The sequence below is a fragment of the Klenkia sp. AC732 genome (assembly GCF_979256525.1).
On sequence record NZ_CEEDOS010000012.1, the window covers coordinates 92571 to 107590 of the forward strand.

General features: G+C 75.0%; 20 protein-coding genes. 11 read left to right on the forward strand and 9 right to left on the reverse strand.

All coding sequences use genetic code 11. The features are described 5' to 3' along the window. Positions 1-11: 11 nt before the first annotated feature. Entirely contained in the window at positions 12-491 is a 480-nt protein-coding gene (locus tag AC0IVP_RS07860) for an SRPBCC family protein (RefSeq protein ID WP_471755733.1), read from the reverse strand. Positions 492-584: 93 nt separating this feature from the next. Here AC0IVP_RS07860 and AC0IVP_RS07865 point away from each other — a divergent pair, with 93 nt between their 5' ends. After that, positions 585-779, forward strand: a complete 195-nt coding sequence (locus AC0IVP_RS07865; RefSeq protein WP_056300706.1) for a hypothetical protein — start codon at positions 585-587, stop codon at positions 777-779. Between the two features lie 72 nt (positions 780-851). Here AC0IVP_RS07865 and AC0IVP_RS07870 read toward each other — a convergent pair whose 3' ends face one another. Together AC0IVP_RS07870 and AC0IVP_RS07875 are read right to left on the reverse strand one after the other, a co-directional pair. Then, entirely contained in the window at positions 852-1628 is a 777-nt protein-coding gene (locus tag AC0IVP_RS07870; RefSeq protein WP_471755735.1) for an alpha/beta fold hydrolase, read from the reverse strand. A gap of 61 nt (positions 1629-1689) precedes the next feature. Beyond that, a complete protein-coding gene (locus tag AC0IVP_RS07875; protein WP_471755737.1) occupies positions 1690-2325 on the reverse strand; it encodes a DUF1707 SHOCT-like domain-containing protein in 636 nt (211 codons plus the stop codon). A 52-nt stretch (positions 2326-2377) separates the two neighbouring features. Here AC0IVP_RS07875 and AC0IVP_RS07880 point away from each other — a divergent pair, with 52 nt between their 5' ends. Then, entirely contained in the window at positions 2378-3340 is a 963-nt protein-coding gene (locus tag AC0IVP_RS07880; RefSeq protein ID WP_471755739.1) for an NAD(P)H-dependent flavin oxidoreductase, read from the forward strand. Between the two features lies 1 nt (position 3341). On the opposite strand, the gene AC0IVP_RS07885 is transcribed toward AC0IVP_RS07880, so the two are convergent. Next, positions 3342-4037 carry a DsbA family oxidoreductase gene (locus AC0IVP_RS07885; RefSeq protein ID WP_471755741.1) on the reverse strand — a complete coding sequence of 232 codons (696 nt, stop codon included), beginning with the start codon at positions 4035-4037 and terminating at the stop codon, positions 3342-3344. 54 nt (positions 4038-4091) lie between these two features. On the opposite strand from AC0IVP_RS07885, the gene AC0IVP_RS07890 reads away from it, so the two are divergent. Further along, the gene (locus tag AC0IVP_RS07890) at positions 4092-4499 is read left to right on the forward strand and encodes a VOC family protein (protein WP_471755743.1); all 408 of its coding nucleotides are present in this window, start codon (positions 4092-4094) and stop codon (positions 4497-4499) included. On the opposite strand, the gene AC0IVP_RS07895 is transcribed toward AC0IVP_RS07890, so the two are convergent. The 3 genes from AC0IVP_RS07895 to AC0IVP_RS07905 form a co-directional block, all read right to left on the reverse strand. Next, positions 4496-4684 carry a hypothetical protein gene (locus AC0IVP_RS07895; RefSeq protein WP_471755745.1) on the reverse strand — a complete coding sequence of 63 codons (189 nt, stop codon included), beginning with the start codon at positions 4682-4684 and terminating at the stop codon, positions 4496-4498. The two genes, AC0IVP_RS07890 and AC0IVP_RS07895, sit on opposite strands and share 4 nt — an antisense overlap. A gap of 44 nt (positions 4685-4728) precedes the next feature. Next, positions 4729-5106 carry an FKBP-type peptidyl-prolyl cis-trans isomerase gene (locus AC0IVP_RS07900; protein ID WP_056295092.1) on the reverse strand — a complete coding sequence of 126 codons (378 nt, stop codon included), beginning with the start codon at positions 5104-5106 and terminating at the stop codon, positions 4729-4731. A 74-nt stretch (positions 5107-5180) separates the two neighbouring features. Next, positions 5181-5798 (reverse strand): TetR/AcrR family transcriptional regulator, encoded by a 618-nt coding sequence (locus AC0IVP_RS07905; protein WP_235564767.1) that lies wholly within the window; start codon positions 5796-5798, stop codon positions 5181-5183. Between the two features lie 188 nt (positions 5799-5986). On the opposite strand from AC0IVP_RS07905, the gene AC0IVP_RS07910 reads away from it, so the two are divergent. The 5 genes from AC0IVP_RS07910 to AC0IVP_RS07930 all read left to right on the forward strand — a co-directional run bounded on the left by AC0IVP_RS07910 (position 5987) and on the right by AC0IVP_RS07930 (position 11296). Then, positions 5987-6793, forward strand: a complete 807-nt coding sequence (locus AC0IVP_RS07910) for an SDR family NAD(P)-dependent oxidoreductase (RefSeq protein WP_056295098.1) — start codon at positions 5987-5989, stop codon at positions 6791-6793. Further along, complete coding sequence (locus AC0IVP_RS07915; RefSeq protein ID WP_471755747.1) at positions 6790-7929, forward strand: DUF5938 domain-containing protein; 1140 nt, start codon at positions 6790-6792, stop codon at positions 7927-7929. Before AC0IVP_RS07910 ends, AC0IVP_RS07915 begins: the two co-directional genes overlap by 4 nt. Then, complete coding sequence (locus AC0IVP_RS07920; RefSeq protein WP_471755749.1) at positions 7929-9476, forward strand: AMP-binding protein; 1548 nt, start codon at positions 7929-7931, stop codon at positions 9474-9476. Before AC0IVP_RS07915 ends, AC0IVP_RS07920 begins: the two co-directional genes overlap by 1 nt. A gap of 210 nt (positions 9477-9686) precedes the next feature. Continuing rightward, positions 9687-10682 (forward strand): 2-oxoglutarate and iron-dependent oxygenase domain-containing protein, encoded by a 996-nt coding sequence (locus AC0IVP_RS07925; protein ID WP_471755751.1) that lies wholly within the window; start codon positions 9687-9689, stop codon positions 10680-10682. Positions 10683-10726: 44 nt separating this feature from the next. Beyond that, the gene (locus AC0IVP_RS07930; RefSeq protein WP_056295110.1) at positions 10727-11296 is read left to right on the forward strand and encodes a hypothetical protein; all 570 of its coding nucleotides are present in this window, start codon (positions 10727-10729) and stop codon (positions 11294-11296) included. Between the two features lie 28 nt (positions 11297-11324). Here the strand turns inward: AC0IVP_RS07930 and AC0IVP_RS07935 are convergent, their stop codons facing one another. Beyond that, positions 11325-12194 (reverse strand): LysR family transcriptional regulator ArgP, encoded by an 870-nt coding sequence (locus AC0IVP_RS07935; RefSeq protein WP_471755753.1) that lies wholly within the window; start codon positions 12192-12194, stop codon positions 11325-11327. A gap of 70 nt (positions 12195-12264) precedes the next feature. On the opposite strand from AC0IVP_RS07935, the gene AC0IVP_RS07940 reads away from it, so the two are divergent. Together AC0IVP_RS07940 and AC0IVP_RS07945 are read left to right on the forward strand one after the other, a co-directional pair. Further along, positions 12265-12888, forward strand: coding sequence for a LysE/ArgO family amino acid transporter (locus AC0IVP_RS07940; protein ID WP_471755755.1), 624 nt, complete (start codon positions 12265-12267; stop codon positions 12886-12888). Continuing rightward, entirely contained in the window at positions 12885-13418 is a 534-nt protein-coding gene (locus AC0IVP_RS07945; RefSeq protein WP_056295116.1) for a GNAT family N-acetyltransferase, read from the forward strand. Before AC0IVP_RS07940 ends, AC0IVP_RS07945 begins: the two co-directional genes overlap by 4 nt. Here the strand turns inward: AC0IVP_RS07945 and AC0IVP_RS07950 are convergent. Beyond that, the gene (locus tag AC0IVP_RS07950; protein WP_157519398.1) at positions 13399-14397 is read right to left on the reverse strand and encodes a helix-turn-helix transcriptional regulator; all 999 of its coding nucleotides are present in this window, start codon (positions 14395-14397) and stop codon (positions 13399-13401) included. The two genes, AC0IVP_RS07945 and AC0IVP_RS07950, sit on opposite strands and share 20 nt — an antisense overlap. Positions 14398-14482: 85 nt before the next feature. Between AC0IVP_RS07950 and AC0IVP_RS07955 the strand changes: the two genes are divergently transcribed. Next, the gene (locus tag AC0IVP_RS07955) at positions 14483-14908 is read left to right on the forward strand and encodes a VOC family protein (protein WP_056295118.1); all 426 of its coding nucleotides are present in this window, start codon (positions 14483-14485) and stop codon (positions 14906-14908) included. The last annotated feature ends 112 nt before the right edge of the window (positions 14909-15020 follow it).

Below are 15020 nucleotides of genomic sequence, written 5' to 3' on the forward strand. Positions count from 1 at the left end.
CACGGCCGGCGTCAGGACCGGCGGGACGAGGCGGCGAGGAAGTCGTCCCAGCCGGGCGCCGGCGGGCCGCCGGTGAGCACCGCGTCCAGCCGGGTCAGGTACCACTGCCAGCCCAGCGCGACGTCCGTCCCGTCGGTGCCGGGCGGCAGCAGCTGCCCGAGCACCAGCGCGGTGCCGCCGTCGGCCTCGGCCAGGTGGAGCTCGACCTGCCAGCCGGCATCGCCCGGCTGCACCCAGCGGACCACCAGCCGCTCGGGCCGGGCGCACTCCACCACGGTCAGCGGGTCGCCGGTCGCGCCGTCCTCGGCGGTCATGGTGAACGTCCCGCTGCCAGCGGCCCGGCGCTCGCCGTCGTACCGCCCGATCCAGCGGGCCAGCGGCTCCGGCTCGGTGAGGGCGGCCCAGACCCGCTCGGGGGGCAGCGACCAGTGCCGGGTGACCCGCACCCGCACGCCGTCGTCCTCGGTGGTGACCGTGCCGGGCTCGCTCATCGTGGCCTCCTCGCGACAGCGGCGAGCCTGGCGCAGCCGGGCCGCGCTGTCGAGGACCGGTTCGGACGACGCCCACCGGGGCACGGCACCGGCATGACCGTCACCGATCCCGACGTCCCCGACCCGTTGCACGACCCCCGCACCACCCAGGCCGACCCCGGCGCGCTGGGCCAGGGCGCCGACCTGGCCTCCACCGAGGACGACGAGCTGACCGCCGGCGACGACGAGCTGGCCGACGCCGACCCGGCCGGCGAGCCCGACGAGCAGCTCACCGAGCAGTCCCCCTGACCGTGCACTCGCGCTGACCGCGCACGGAGACGGGGACGCCGGAGGCCGGCTGGGCCGACCGGCCCCGTCCCCTCAGCGGGGCGGGGCCACCCGGCCGGCCAGCGCGGTGAGCGCATCGGCGACGTCGGCCGGGGACTCCAGCGCGGTGAGGTGGCCCGACCCGGGCACGACCACGACGGCTGCGTCGGGCCGGACGGCCCGCAGCTGCGCCAGCCGCTCCGCCGGTGGCGTCGGGGTGTCGTGCTCCCCGGCGAGCAGCAGCACCGGCCCGGGGTACCCGCGCAGCGCCTCGGTGGTGTCCGGCCGGTCGGCCAGCGCCCGGCACACCCACGCGACCTCCGCGGGGTCGCGGGACTCGACCATCTGCCGCACCCGCCCGGCCAGCTCCGGTCCGGCGTGCGGCCCCAGGCCGTCGGCGACCGAGTCCAGCACGGCACCGATGCCCAGCGCGCCCTCGAGCTGGCGGGCGGTCTCCCGGCGGGCGTCGGGCTCGTCGGGCGGGCCGACCTCGGTGGTGGTGTCGCAGAGCGCCAGCGCGGCCACCCGGTCCGGTGCCCGACCGGCCAGCATCGCGGCGACGTAGCCACCGGTGGACAGCCCGGCCACGACCGCACGGTCCACCCCGAGGGAGTCCAGCAGCGCGAGCACCCCGTCGACGGCGGCGTGCAGCGAGGGCTCCCCCGCCGTCGGTGAGCCCAGGCCGGGCAGGTCGACCGCGATCGGCCGCAGCGTGTCCGGTAGCAGGGCGGCGACGTCGTCCCAGAGGCGGTGGTCGAGCGGGAAGGCGGGCAGCAGGACGACGGGCAGCCCGTCGCCCCCTCGGTCGACGGCGCGCAGCGGGGTGGTCACCTGGGCCCCCTACCCGCGCAGGACCGCTGGACGCGCCCGTCGACGAGGTCGTCGACGGCCCTCAGAACCGGTGACCGCCGAAGCGGTAGCGGTTCCGGACGGTCACCGAGCCCATGCCGGCCTTGCCGTGCACCCGGAAGTGCGGCATCCCGGGCTGGGGCAGGGAGGAGACCTTGCAGGTCACGCTGCCCATCCCGGCGTTGACCCCGTCGACGTCGGCGGAGGCGCCGTCGGGCACCAGGATGCGGGCCGACCCGGCACCGAGCTGCACCTCGATGTCGACGACGGCGTGCGGCACCTCGGTGTCGCAGAAGTCGAGCACCACGGTGCCCATCGTGCTGTGCACCCGCAGCCGGGGCGGGACCGCCCAGCGGCCCTTGCGCTTGATGTCCCCGACCCCGCTGCGCAGCACGACAGGGGCGTCCGCGGGGACCGGGACGCCCGGGTGCGCGACGACGGGCGGGTGCCACGCCGACGCCGGCGCGGGCGGGCCGGCCACCCCGGGCGGACCGGGCACCGGGGGCAGGTCGGCCAGCGGGGGGACCAGCTCGTCGGCGTACCGGGCGGCGTAGACCACGCCCAGCCGCTCGTCGAGCTCGAGCATGGTGATCCGACCCTCGGCCATCGCCGTCTGGAGCCGCTGGGCGGCGCGCTCCCGGTCGGCGTCGGAGATGCGCACACCGCGGCTGCCGTCCACCCGCCCGACCCTAGCGACAGCAGGCCGCGGCCCGGCGGGGCACGCTGGACCCGTGATCCGCACCCCGCTCACCCGTTGGTTCGACCTCGACGTCCCCGTGTTCAGCGCCCCGATGGCCGGCGTGGCCGGCGGCGAGCTGGCCCGCGCGGTGTCCCTGGGGGGCGGGCTGGGGATGATCGGCGTGGGCCCGTCGACCCCGGCGGACTGGATCACCGAGCAGGCCCGGCTGCCCGAGGAGTCCGACGTGTCCTTCGGGATCGGGCTGATGGCGTGGGTGCTGGCCGACCGGCCCGACCAGCTGGCCGCGGCGATCGCCGCGCAGCCCGCGATGGTGTCGGTGTCCTTCGGGGACCCCTCCCCCTTCGTCGGCCCGCTGCACGACGCCGGGATCGCCGTCGCCACCTCGGTGCACACGCTGGCCGACGTCGACCGGGCGGTGGACGCCGGCGCCGACGTGCTCGTCGCGCAGGGCACCGAGGCCGGTGGGCACACCGGCCACCGGGCCACCCTGCCGCTGCTGGTGGACGTGCTGGCCCGCACCGACCGGCCGGTGCTGGCCGCCGGCGGGATCGCGACCGGCGCGGCACTGGCCGCGGTGCTGGTCGCCGGTGCCGCGGGCGCCTGGGTCGGCACCGCGCTGCTGGCCTCCCCGGAGGGCACCGGCACCGACGCCACCCGGGCCCGGGTGCGCGCCGCGGGCGGCGAGGACACCGTGCTGACCAGCGTCTTCGACATCGCCCAGGGCCTGGACTGGCCCTCCCGCTACCCCGGCCGGGCGCTGGCCAACGACGTCACCCGGGCCTGGCACGGCCGCGAGGACGAGCTGCGCGGGGACGCCGCGACCGCGCAGCGCGTGCGGACCGCCCGGACCACCGGCGACCTCAGCGCGGCACCGGTCTACGCCGGCGAGGCGGTCGGGCAGGTGGTCGACGAGCGGTCCGCGACCGACGTCGTCCGCCGACTGGCCGCGGACGCCGAGGTCGCGCTGCAGCGCGCGGCGAAGCTGGCCCGCTGACTCAGACGGTGCAGCTGTCGTCGGTGCAGCCCTGCGCCGGCGGCACCGTGGTGAGCACCGGGTGGGTGTCGGCCCAGGCGCGCTCCAGCACGGCGAGCAGCTGCTCCGGGGGCTGGGCACCGGACGCGCCGTAGGTCCGGTCGACGACGAAGAACGGCACGCCGGTGGCGCCCAGGGCGCGGGCGGTGGCGATGTCGTCCTGGACGGCGGGCAGGTGGCGGCGGTCGGTCAGCGCGGCGCGCACCTCGTCGCCGTCCAGACCGACCTCGGTGCCGAGCTCGACCAGTGCGTCGACCTCGAAGACCGAGCGGCGCTCCTCGAAGTGCGCGTGCAGCAGCCGTTCCTTCGCCGCGTCCTGGCGGCCGTGCTCGGCGGCCAGGTGGAGGAGCTGGTGGGCCAGCAGGGTGTTGCCGCTGACACCGTTGGCCAGGTCGTAGTCCAGGCCCTCCTCGGCGGCGAGCGCGTCGAGCTGGGTCATCTGCGTGCGCATCTCGTCCTCGCTGCGGCCGTACTTGGCGGCCAGCGCAGGCAGGGCGGGGTGCACGTCACCCTCGGCGACGGAGGGGTCCAGCTGGAAGGACCGCCACACCACCTCGACGTCGTCGGCGTGCTCGAACCGCGACAGCGCGGTCTCGAAGCGGCGCTTGCCGATGTAGCACCAGGGACAGACGACGTCGGACCAGATCTCGACCTTCACGCGCGGCGCAACGCCGGGCCACGTCGGGCTGTTCCCGGGGGTTGTCGGGCACGGGTGGGCAAGGCCACACTCGGCCGGGTGCTGGACCACCTGGGGATCCCCTGCGCCGACCCGGACGCCGCGCTGGCGTTCTACGTGACCGCCTTCGCCCCGCTGGGCTTCCGTGAGGCGATGCGCTTCGAGACCCCGGCGGGGCCGGTCATCGGCGTCGCCGACGGGCCGGGTCCCCCGCACTTCTGGCTCTCCCCGGCCGCCCCGGGCACGAGCTACGAGGCGCACGTCGCCTTCAGCGCGCCCGACCGGACCGCGGTCGACGCGGTGCACGCCGCGGCGGTGGCCGCGGGCTACGAGGTGCTGCACGCACCGCGGGTGTTCCCGGAGTACCACCCGGGCTACTACGGGACGTTCCTGCGCGACCCCGACGGCAACAACGTCGAGGCCGTGCACCACACGTCCGGCTAGAGCAGGCCCGGCAGCGCCAGCACGCCGACGACGAGACCGCCCAGCACCTGGTGGGAGACGGTCTTCCGCAGCCCGTTGCGGTGCGCCAGCATCGTCCACTGAGCGTCGACGGCGTCCAGGACGACGTCGGGACCGCCCTCGGCGGGGACGACGGCGTACGGGCTGGACCCGGCCAGCTGGTGCACGCGCGAGGCGGACTGCCAGCCGGCCGGGCCCGGGGTGGGTCCGGTCAGCGGACGCCGACCAGGTCCACCACGAAGACCAGGGTGGCGCCGGGCTTGATGACGCCGCCGGCGCCACGGTCGCCGTAGGCCTTGTGCGCGGGGATGGTGAGCCGGCGGCGGCCGCCGACCTTCATCCCGGCGATGCCCTCGTCCCAGCCGGCGATGACCATGCCGACGCCGAGCTGGAACTCCAGCGGGTCGCCGCGGTCCCACGAAGCGTCGAACTGCTCGCCGCCGTCGTGGGTGACGCCGACGTAGTGGGCGCGGACGAGGCTGCCGTTGGTGGCCTCAGCGCCGTCACCGACGGTGATGTCCTCGATGACCAGGTCGGCGGGGGCCGGGCCGGTCGGCGGCTCGACGTCGGGGCGGGTGGGCTCGGCCACGGGTGCTCCTGGGGGTTCGGTGCCGGGGTGGTCCCGGCGTCCGTCCTCCACCCAACCAGAACCGCGGCGAGCTCTCAGCCCGCGACCGGCTCGCGCTCGAGCGGGACGACCTGGGCGACCACCGAGGTGACCGCGGCCTGCAGGTCGGCGGCGGCGTCGGGGTCGCCGGCGAGCTGGCGGAGCAGGGCCTGCTGGAAGAGGCCGTCGAACAGGGCGTACATCGTGGCGGAGGAGACCCGGGGCGGGGTGTCCAGCAGCTCGGCGAACCGGCTCACCACCCGCCAGACCATCCGCTCCAGGCTGGCGTCGATGGCCGCGACGTCGGCCCGGAAGGACTCCTCGAACATCGACTGGTTGCGCAGGTCGTACCAGAGCCGGTGCATGTGCGGCTCCTCGACGAGGGTCTGCGCGAGCTTGTCCAGGAAGCCGGCCTGCAGCTGGGCCGGGGTGGTGGCGGTGGCCACGACCTGGTCGTAGCGGGTCACGCAGACGGCCTTGTACTCACGCACGCAGTGCGTGATCAGGTCGACCTTGTCCCGGAAGTAGTAGTGCAGGACGCCGTGGCTGAAGTCCGAGTTCTGCGCGATCTCGCGCAGGCTCGTGCGGGCGTAGCCCAGCTCGGACAGCGTCTTCAGGGTCGCCCCGGCCAGCTCGGCACGCCGTGCCGCCGACTTGTCCACCCGCTCGTCCACGTGCCCACCTCCTGTGCCCCGGTGCACCGAGGGTAACCGCGCCGACCCCCGGGAGGTGGGACCTGGACGATCGTCAAGGAAAAGCTTGACAGTCGTCAAGACACGGGACCAGCATGACCGGCGTCACAGGGCGACCGCAGCCAACGTGGGCCGCGGAGCCGGTGACGTGACGACACGGAGGGCAGTCGATGTCCGTCTTCGACCTCGCAGGACGCAAGGCACTGGTCACGGGGGGTGCTCGCGGTCTGGGGCAGGGCATGGCCGAGGCCCTGGCCCGGCACGGCGCGTCGGTGGTCATCGCCGACCTGCTGGACTCCGACGGCAAGGCCGTCGCCGAGCAGATCGCCGAGACCCACGGCGTCACCACCGGGTTCGTGCACCTGGACGTCACCGACGAGGCCAGCTGGGAGGCCGGCACCGCCCAGGCCGCCGAGCTGCTCGGCGGGCTGGACGTGCTGGTCAACAACGCCGGCGTCGAGATCTCCGCGCTGATCAGCGAGTTCCGCCCCGAGGACCTGCGCACCATGCTCGAGGTGAACGTGCTCGGCACGGCGCTGGGCATCAAGCACGGCCTGCGCGCGATGCGCCCGGGCGGCGTCGCCGGGTCCGGCGGCTCGATCGTCAACATCTCCTCGGTCGCCGCGACCATCGCCTTCCCCGGCATCTCCGGGTACTCGGCCACCAAGTCCGCCGTCGACCGGCTCACCCGGGTCGCGGCCGCCGAGTCCGGCAAGCTCGGCTACGGGGTACGGGTCAACTGCGTGTACCCCGGCCTGGTCCCCACCACGATGGGCAACCAGCTGGCCGTGGACATGGCCGAGCTCGGGCTGTTCCCCTCGGTCGAGGAGGCCGTCGGCACCGTCGTCGCCCTGACGCCGTCCGGCCGGCTGGGCGAGGTGGGCGACATGGCCGATGCCGTGGTCTTCCTGGCGTCGGACGCCGCCCGCTTCGTCAACGGCGCGGGCCTGCCCGTGGACGGCGGGATGGGCTCGTGACCGCTCCCGCCACCACGACCACACCGAAGCCCGTCGTCGTCTACGGCGCCTCGGGGTACACCGGACGCCTGGTCTGCGAGTACCTGCGCGAGCTCGGCGTGCCCTTCGTCGCCGCCGGCCGGGACGCCGCCCGGGTCCGCGAGGTCGTCGAGAAGATCCCCGGCATCGAGACGGCCTCCTACGAGGTGGTCGAGGTCGAGCACACCGTCGAGGCGCTCACCGAGCTGTTCCGCGGCGCGCAGGTGGTCTGCAACATGGTCGGGCCGTTCATCAACCTGGGCCCGCAGGTGGTCGACGCCTGCCTGGCCGCCGGCGCGCACTACCTGGACACCACCGGCGAGCAGGACTGGGTGCTGGAGTGCCAGCAGCGCTGGGGCACCCGGTTCGCCGAGGCCGGGCTGCTGCTGTCCCCCGGCATCGCGCAGATGTACACGACCGGCGAGATCGCGATCAACATCGCGCTGGAGACCCCGGGCCTGGACACCCTCGACGTCCTGGTGCTGTGGAAGGGCTTCCCGACCACCGCCTCCACCGAGACGATCTTCACCATCCTCAAGGCGGACTGGTTCCACCTGCAGGAGAACGCCTACGTCCAGTTCGAGCCCACCACGACGTTCGACGTGGTCGTGCCCGGCAGCCACGAGCTGGCCCTGGCCGTGCCGTGGGGCGGCACCTCGCACCCGGTCTGGTTCAAGGACGACCCACGGGTGTCGACGGTCAAGGTCGCCGGCGGCGTCATGAACAAGCCGGTCATGGAGGCCGTCGTGGCCACCACCGCGATGGTCGAGAGCGAGATCAAGACCCTGCCCCGCGAGCAGTGGGACGAGAAGCTCGCCGAGATCGCCGCGGCGTGGAGCGCCGGGATGCCGCCGCGGGAGAACCCGCGGCTGAACACCTCGATCGACTCCGTGTACGCCTCGGGTCCGCTGGGCCGCAAGCACGTGGTCATCCACGGCAACAGCAACTACAAGCAGACCGGCCTGCTGCAGGCCTGGGCCGCGATGTCGCTGCTGCAGCAGAAGCCGCTGCGGGCCGGGTTCGCCTCGGGCTGTCAGGCGTTCGGCCACCGGCAGCTGCTCGGCGTCCTGCGCCAGTTCGGCCTCGTGCTCGACCCGGTCGTCACCGAGCACCGCTGATGACGCCGACCTCCGCGGGCCTGACGTCGTGGCTGGACAAGGGCGCCTCGCTCGGCCGGGACGCCCCGTGCCTGACCGCCGGGGACACCACCCACAGCTACGGGGAGGTCCAGGAGGTCAGCTGGCAGGTCGCCCGGGCGCTCGCGCGCTCGGGCGTCCTGCCCGGCCAGACGGTGGCGGTCCTGTCCGCCAACGACCCGGTCGCGTTCTCCTGCGTCTTCGGCATCGCCCGGGCCGGCGCGGTCTGGGCGCCGGTCAACCCGCGCAACCAGGCCGCCGAGAACCAGGAGCTGCTGGAGCTCTTCGGCTGCACCGCGCTGCTCTTCCAGGCCTCCTTCGCCCCCCTGGTGGCCGCGATCCGCGACCGGCTGCCAGCGCTGACCACCCTGGTCTGCCTGGACTCCGACGAGCACGGGGTGCCCTCGCTGGCCCAGTGGCTCGACGGCGTCCCGGCCGAGCCGCTGCAGGTCGAACCCGTGGACGACGTGGTCATGGTGGTCGGCACCGGCGGGACCACCGGGCGCCCCAAGGGCGTGCTGCTCACCGACCGCTCCATCGAGACGATGTCGGCGATCACGCTGATGAGCTACCCCTTCCCCGACCGGCCCGTCTACCTGGCGCTGGCCCCGCTGACCCACGCCGCCGGGGTGCTCTGCTTCCCGGTCATGGCGCTGGGCGGACACGTCGTGGTGCTGCGGACGCCGTCGCTGGACGACCTGCTCGACGCCGTCCCGCGGCACCGGGTGAGCCACGCGTTCCTGCCACCGACGCTGGTCTACATGCTGCTGGACCACCCCCGGCTCGACGCCACGGACCTGTCCTCGCTGCGCTGCTTCTGGTACGGCGCAGCACCGATCTCGGCCGCCCGGCTGGAGGAGGCGCTGCACCGGATCGGCCCGATGGCCCAGCTGTTCGGCCAGTCCGAGGCGCCGATGATGGTGTCCACCATGGCCCCGGCCGACCACTGGCGGGCCGACGGCACGGTCGCGGTGGAGCGGCTCACCTCGGCCGGGCGGCCCTCGCCGCTGGTGACCGTGGCGGTGATGGCCGAGGACGGCACCCTGCTGCCGGCCGGGGAGCGCGGGGAGGTCGTCGTCCGCAGCTCGCTGGTGATGGCCGGCTACCTGGGCGACCCGGCGGCCACCGCGGCGGCCGGGGAGCACGGCTGGCACCACACCGGGGACATCGGCTACCTGGACGCCGACAACTGGCTCTACATCGTCGACCGGGCCAAGGACATGATCATCTCGGGCGGGTTCAACGTGTACTCCGCCGAGGTGGAGAACGCCCTCATGGCCCACCCCGACGTCGCCGACTGCGCCGTCGTCGGGGTGCCCGACGAGAAGTGGGGCGAGCGGGTCGTCGCCGTCGTGCAGGCCCGGGCCGGGGCGCAGGTCGACACCGCCGCGGTGACGGCGTTCGTCAAGGAGCGCATCGGCAGCGTCAAGGCGCCCAAGGAGGTGTGGGTGTGGGAGGACCTGCCGCGCTCCACCGTCGGCAAGGTGCTCAAGACCGACGTCCGGGCGCGGGTGCTCGCCGCCCGGTGACACAGACCGCCGTCCGGACCGTGGAGACCACGCCGGTCCGGACGGCCTGCCGGCTCGCGGGTCGTCGTGGGGCAGCGGCGACCCGCGACGCCGGTGTCAACACCGTGTGACGTCTGGTCGCAGGGTCTTGCCACCGTCCCGGTGGGGCCACTTGCATGGTGGCCAGAGCCGCGGCGTCTGCCGTGCGGCCTCCCCTCGGGGGACACCACGATGACCACCACCCTGACCGAACTGGACCGCGAGTCCCGGATGGGCGCCGTCGGCACCCTGACCACCGACCGGGAGGTCCGCCGGGTCTCCCTGGCCGACTTCGAGGCCCGCCGGGCCGAGGTCACCGAACAGCTGTGGCAGGCCGCCACGGACATCGGCTTCTTCCAGGTCGTCGACCACGGCATCACCGCGACGGACGTCGATGCCGCCTTCGCCGCCTCGCAGGCCTTCTTCGCCCTGCCCGCGGAGGTGAAGGCGAGGTACCCGATGAAGAAGGGCCTCAACGCCGGCTGGGAGTCCAGGAGCCAGGTGCGGCCCTCGGTCGGCACCCCGGACCAGAAGGAGTCCTGGCAGCTGACCCGGCCCTTCATGGACGGGCTGTGGCCCGCCGAGGAGGAGGTCGCCGGCTTCCGGGACACCCTGCTGGCCTTCGAGTCCCGCTGCTGGACCGTGGCGATGCAGGTGCTGTCCTGCTTCGCCGACCGGCTCGGCATGGACCGGGACTTCTTCGCCGGCGTGCACGACCCGTCGTCCCCGCAGTACCGGTCGTGCCTGCGGCTGATCCACTACATGGCCTTCCCGGAGGACCTGCTCGACACGCCCGGGACGTGGCGGGCCGGCGCGCACACCGACTTCGACTGCCTCACCCTGCTCTTCCAGCGGGCCGGCCAGGACGGGCTGCAGGTCCTGCCCGGCGCCGAGGCCGCCCGGCCCACGGACGAGGGGTACGCGTGGACCCCGGTCCCGGCCTCCGACGAGGCCATCACCTGCAACGTCGGTGACATGCTCATGCGGTGGAGCGACGACCGCCTGCCGTCGAACTTCCACCGGGTGGCAGCACCCGGTCGCGGCGACTCGCTGGCACCCCGGTACTCGATGGCCTTCTTCGCCCAGGCCGACGCCGACGCGCTGATCCAGACCCCGGCGGGCACCCACGAGCCGATGACGGCCGGGGACTTCCTGCTGCAGCGGATCCAGGCCAACTTCCGGGCGTAGCCCGCGGCCTGCTCCTCGCGGCCGCCCTGGGTGCGCTCACCGGGGTGGCCGCGAAGGCCGCCGACGCCTCCGGTGTGGGCTGGCTCGCCGACCTCGGCTCCCACCCCGCGGCCTGGGTGCTGGCCGTGGCACTGCTGGCCCGGGCCGCACCCACGGGCCGGCTGGCAGCCGTGGGCAGCGCCGTCTTCTTCGCGGTGATGAGCCTGGCCTACTACGCCTTCGCCGTCGTCGTGCTGGGGTTCGACCTCCGGGGACAGCTGGTGCTGCTGGCCGCCTGGACGGTCCTCTCGCTGACCGCGGTGCCGCTGTTCGCCGTCGTGGTCCACCTGGCGACCCGCCACCGCGGCGTGCTGCCCGGCGCCGTCCTGGCCGGTGCCGCCGCGCTCGCGCTGGCCGACCGGACGCTGTGGGAGCTCTGGCTGGCCGCCACCGGGGACGCCCCGGGCGTGCTGCACCCGGTCCAGGCGGTGGCCGGGGTCGTCGTCGCGCTGGTGGTGGCCGGGGTGCTGCCCCGGCACGGCCGGACCCGGGCGGTCGCGCTGGTGCTGCTGGCCCCGGCTGCGGTCGCCGCGACGTGGGGCGTGGACCTGCTGTACGGGCTGCTGCCCGGCTGAGGTCTGGGCGTGGTCAGCCCCGACCCGGTCACCCCAGGGCGGCGCGGGCGGCCCGGGCGACGGCGTCGGCGACCAGGTCCAGGCTCGGGGAGCGCAGCTTCCACTGCTGCCACCAGAGCACGACGTCGACCGCGCCGGCCGGGTCCAGGTCGACCAGGTCGTCGTCCGGACCGGTCTGCAGGTCGGGCAGCATGCCCCAGCCGAACCCGAGCCGGACGGCGTCCAGGTAGTCCGCCGAGGACGGCACGTGGTGCGTCGGCGGGTGGACGACGGCGTGGGTGCGGCGCCGCAGGTAGGCCGCCTGCAGGTCGTCGGTCCGGTCGAAGGCCACCAGCGGTGCACGGCGCAGCGCCGCCGCCGTCGGACCGTCGGGGAACCAGCGCTCGGCGAGCGCGCGGCTGGCCATCGGCCGGTACCGGGCCACGCCCAGCCGGGTCGACGAGCAGCCCGGCACCGGGTCGGCGTCCGCGGTGACGGCGGCCATCACCGTGCCGGCGCGCAGCAGGGCGGCGGTGTGCTCCTGGTCGGCGACCCGGACGTCCAGGCTGACCCGGTCGGCGACCGGGGCCAGCGCGGGCAGGAACCAGGTGGCCAGCGAGTCGGCGTTGACCGCGACCGGGACCACGGGCGGCGCGCCGTCGTCGGTGCCCCCGGCCAGCGTGGCGGTGGTGTCGGCGACCAGCAGCTCGACCTGGCGGGCCAGCCGGAGCACCGCGGCGCCGGCCTCGGTGGGCACGACCGGGCGGCTGCGGACCAGCAGCACCTGCCCGGTGGCGACCTCCAGGGCGCGGATCCGCTGGCTCACCGCGGACGGCGTGACGTGCAGCCGGCCGGCGGCGGCATCGAGGGTGCCGGTCTCGACGGCGGCGACGAGGGCGCGGAGCTGGGCGAGGTCCATCGACAGCACAGCTTACGGTGCGTGCACATCAACAACTGCGCTGTCGGTCAGGGCGCCTCAGGATGGGTCCGTGGTCCTCTCCGCCGTCCTCTCCGGCCTCGGTCTCGGTCTGTCCCTCATCGTCGCCATCGGCGCCCAGAACGCCTACGTGCTGCGCCAGGGCCTGCGCCGGGAGCACGTGGCCACCGTCGTCGCGGTCTGTGCACTGTCCGACGTGGTGCTGATCCTGGCCGGCGTGGCCGGCACCGGCGCCGTGCTGGAGCGGGTGCCGTGGCTGGTCACCGTCGTCCGGGTCGCGGGCGGGCTGTTCCTGCTCGGCTACGCGGTGCTCGCCGCGCGACGGGCGGTCCGCCCCTCCGCGATGGACACCTCCGCCGGGGGTGCCCGGGTCGGGACGGCCGCCGTCGTCGGCACCTGCCTGGCGCTGACCTGGCTGAACCCGCACGTCTACCTGGACACCGTGCTCCTGCTGGGCTCGGTCGCCGGCACCCACGGCGACCAGCGCTGGTGGTTCGCCGCCGGGGCGTGCGTGGCCAGCGTGCTGTGGTTCACCGGGCTGGGGGTGGGGGCCCGTGCACTGCGCCCGGTGTTCGCCCGGCCGGCCGCCTGGCGGGTGCTCGACGGGGTCATCGCAGTGGTGATGACAGCCCTGGCCGCGTCGCTGCTGGCGGGAGCTGGTGGGATCGGGGCATGAGCTCCGACCTGTCACTGCGCTGGCTGACCTCCCCCGACGAGGTCACCCCGGCCATGGCCACCGAGCTCGCCACCGTCTGGCGCGAGGTCAGCAACGCCGGCGGCGCCGTCGGCTTCCCCCAGGTCCCGGTCGACGAGGCGACCGTCGCCGCGGCCGCCGACGCCGTCGTCGGTGCGCTGACCCCGGACGAGCGGCTGCTGTGGGTGACCGCCCCCGACGGGTCCCTGGCCGGCTGGCTGGTGCTGGCCCGCAACCCGCAGCCGATCTTCCGGCACTGGGCCACCCTGCGGCGGGTGCAGTCCTCGCTGGGCTCCCGGGGCACGGGCGTCGGGTCGGTGCTGCTCACCGAGGCCGCCCGCTGCGCCCGCGAGCTGGGCCTGGCCCACCTGCACCTCTACGTCCGCGCCGGACAGGGCCTGGAGCCCTTCTACCTGCGGCACGGGTACCGGGAGATCGGCCGCTGGCCGCACGCCCTGCACCTGGGCGACGGCGACTTCCGCGACGAGGTGCTCATGTTCCTGGAGCTCTGAGGCCCCCGCGCGTGGGTCGACGACCCCGGGTCGCGCCGGCTGCGCCCGCCCGCCCGGCGAGGACCGCGAACGCCTCGACCAGCTCCCGGGGCTGCACGTCGGACAGCTCGGCGTCCAGCCGCAGCAGCTCGGCCGCCAGCCCGGTCCACGACCAGGAGCCGGTGGACACCCGGCAGCGCCCCCCGTCCAGTGGCTCGACGGCGCCGTTCCCCACGAAGGGCGCCACCGTCTCCGCCGGGACGGCGAGCACCGCGCGACCCCGGCACGGCCACCCACCGCCGGGGTCCCGCGAGCCGCGGAACAGCGCGGCGACGAAGGCAGCGGGGTCACCGCCGGGCACCTCCCGGGGCGCGAACCGGGCGCCCAGCGGGGTGCGTGGGGCGATCCGGTCCAGCCGGGGAGTGCGCCAGTCGTCCCGGTCGACGTCCCAGGCCAGCAGGTACCAGCGGCCGTCCCGGGCCAGCACGGCGTGCGGCTGCACCCGGCGGGGCACCCCGTCGCCGCCCGGGGCGTCGTAGCGCAGCTCCTGCCGCGCGCGGACCGCCGCGGACACGGCCAGGAGCACCTCGGGGTCGACGTCGACGGCCGGGCGGCCGGGCACCGCCGCCACCTGGACGGCGTCCACCCGGTGCCGCAGCCGCGCGGGCAGCACCTGCCGGACCGTGGCCAGCGCGCGCTCGGCGGCGGCCCCGGTGCCCGTCCCGCCGGCGGCGGCCAGCTGCAGAGCGACGGTGAGCGCGACGGCCTGGTCGTCGTCGAAGAGCAGCGGGGGCAGGTCGGCCCCCGGGGCCAGCCGGTAGCCGCCGTCGGGGCCCATCGACGCCTGCACCGGGTAGCCCAGCTCGCGCAGCCGGTCGACGTCCCGACGGACGGTGCGCGGGCTGACCTCCAGCCGCTCCGCCAGCAGCGAGCCCGGCCAGTCGCGGCGGGACTGCAGCAACGACAGCAGGCTCAGCAACCGTCCGGGCGTCCCGCTCATGCCTCCAGGATGGCCCACGAGTAGGTCAGGAACTGACCGCCACCCTCGGCAGAGTGGTCCTCACCCACCGAGCAGAGGAGCCACCATGAGCGTCACCACCACCACCCACCTGAACTTCCGCGGCCAGGCCCGCGCAGCCCTGGAGCACTACGCCGACGTCTTCGGCGGCGAGGTCCAGGCCTTCACCTTCGCCCAGGGCGGCAGCGACCGGGACCGCGCCGACGGCGCCGTCGACGACCAGGTCATCTGGGGCGCGGTGCAGTCGCCCTCCGGGTTCTCGGTCATGGCCTTCGACGTCCCGCCGGGCCGGGCGTACGACCCGGGCACCGACGCGCTCTACGTCTCCGTGCGCGGGGACGACGCCGACGAGATCACCCGCTGCTTCGACGGCCTGGCCCAAGGGGGCACCGTGCGGGCGGCCCTGGGCCCGGCTGGGTTCTCCCCGCACTACGGGATGGTCACCGACCGGTTCGGCGTGACCTGGGTGCTCGACGTCGCCGTCGCCTACTGACGGGCGAGCGTGGATCAGGGTCCCTGATCAGAGTCCGTCCTCCCCCACGAGATGTGGTGTGGGAGGACGGACTCCGGTGAACGCCCTGTCTCGTATACACAACTCCGAGCCC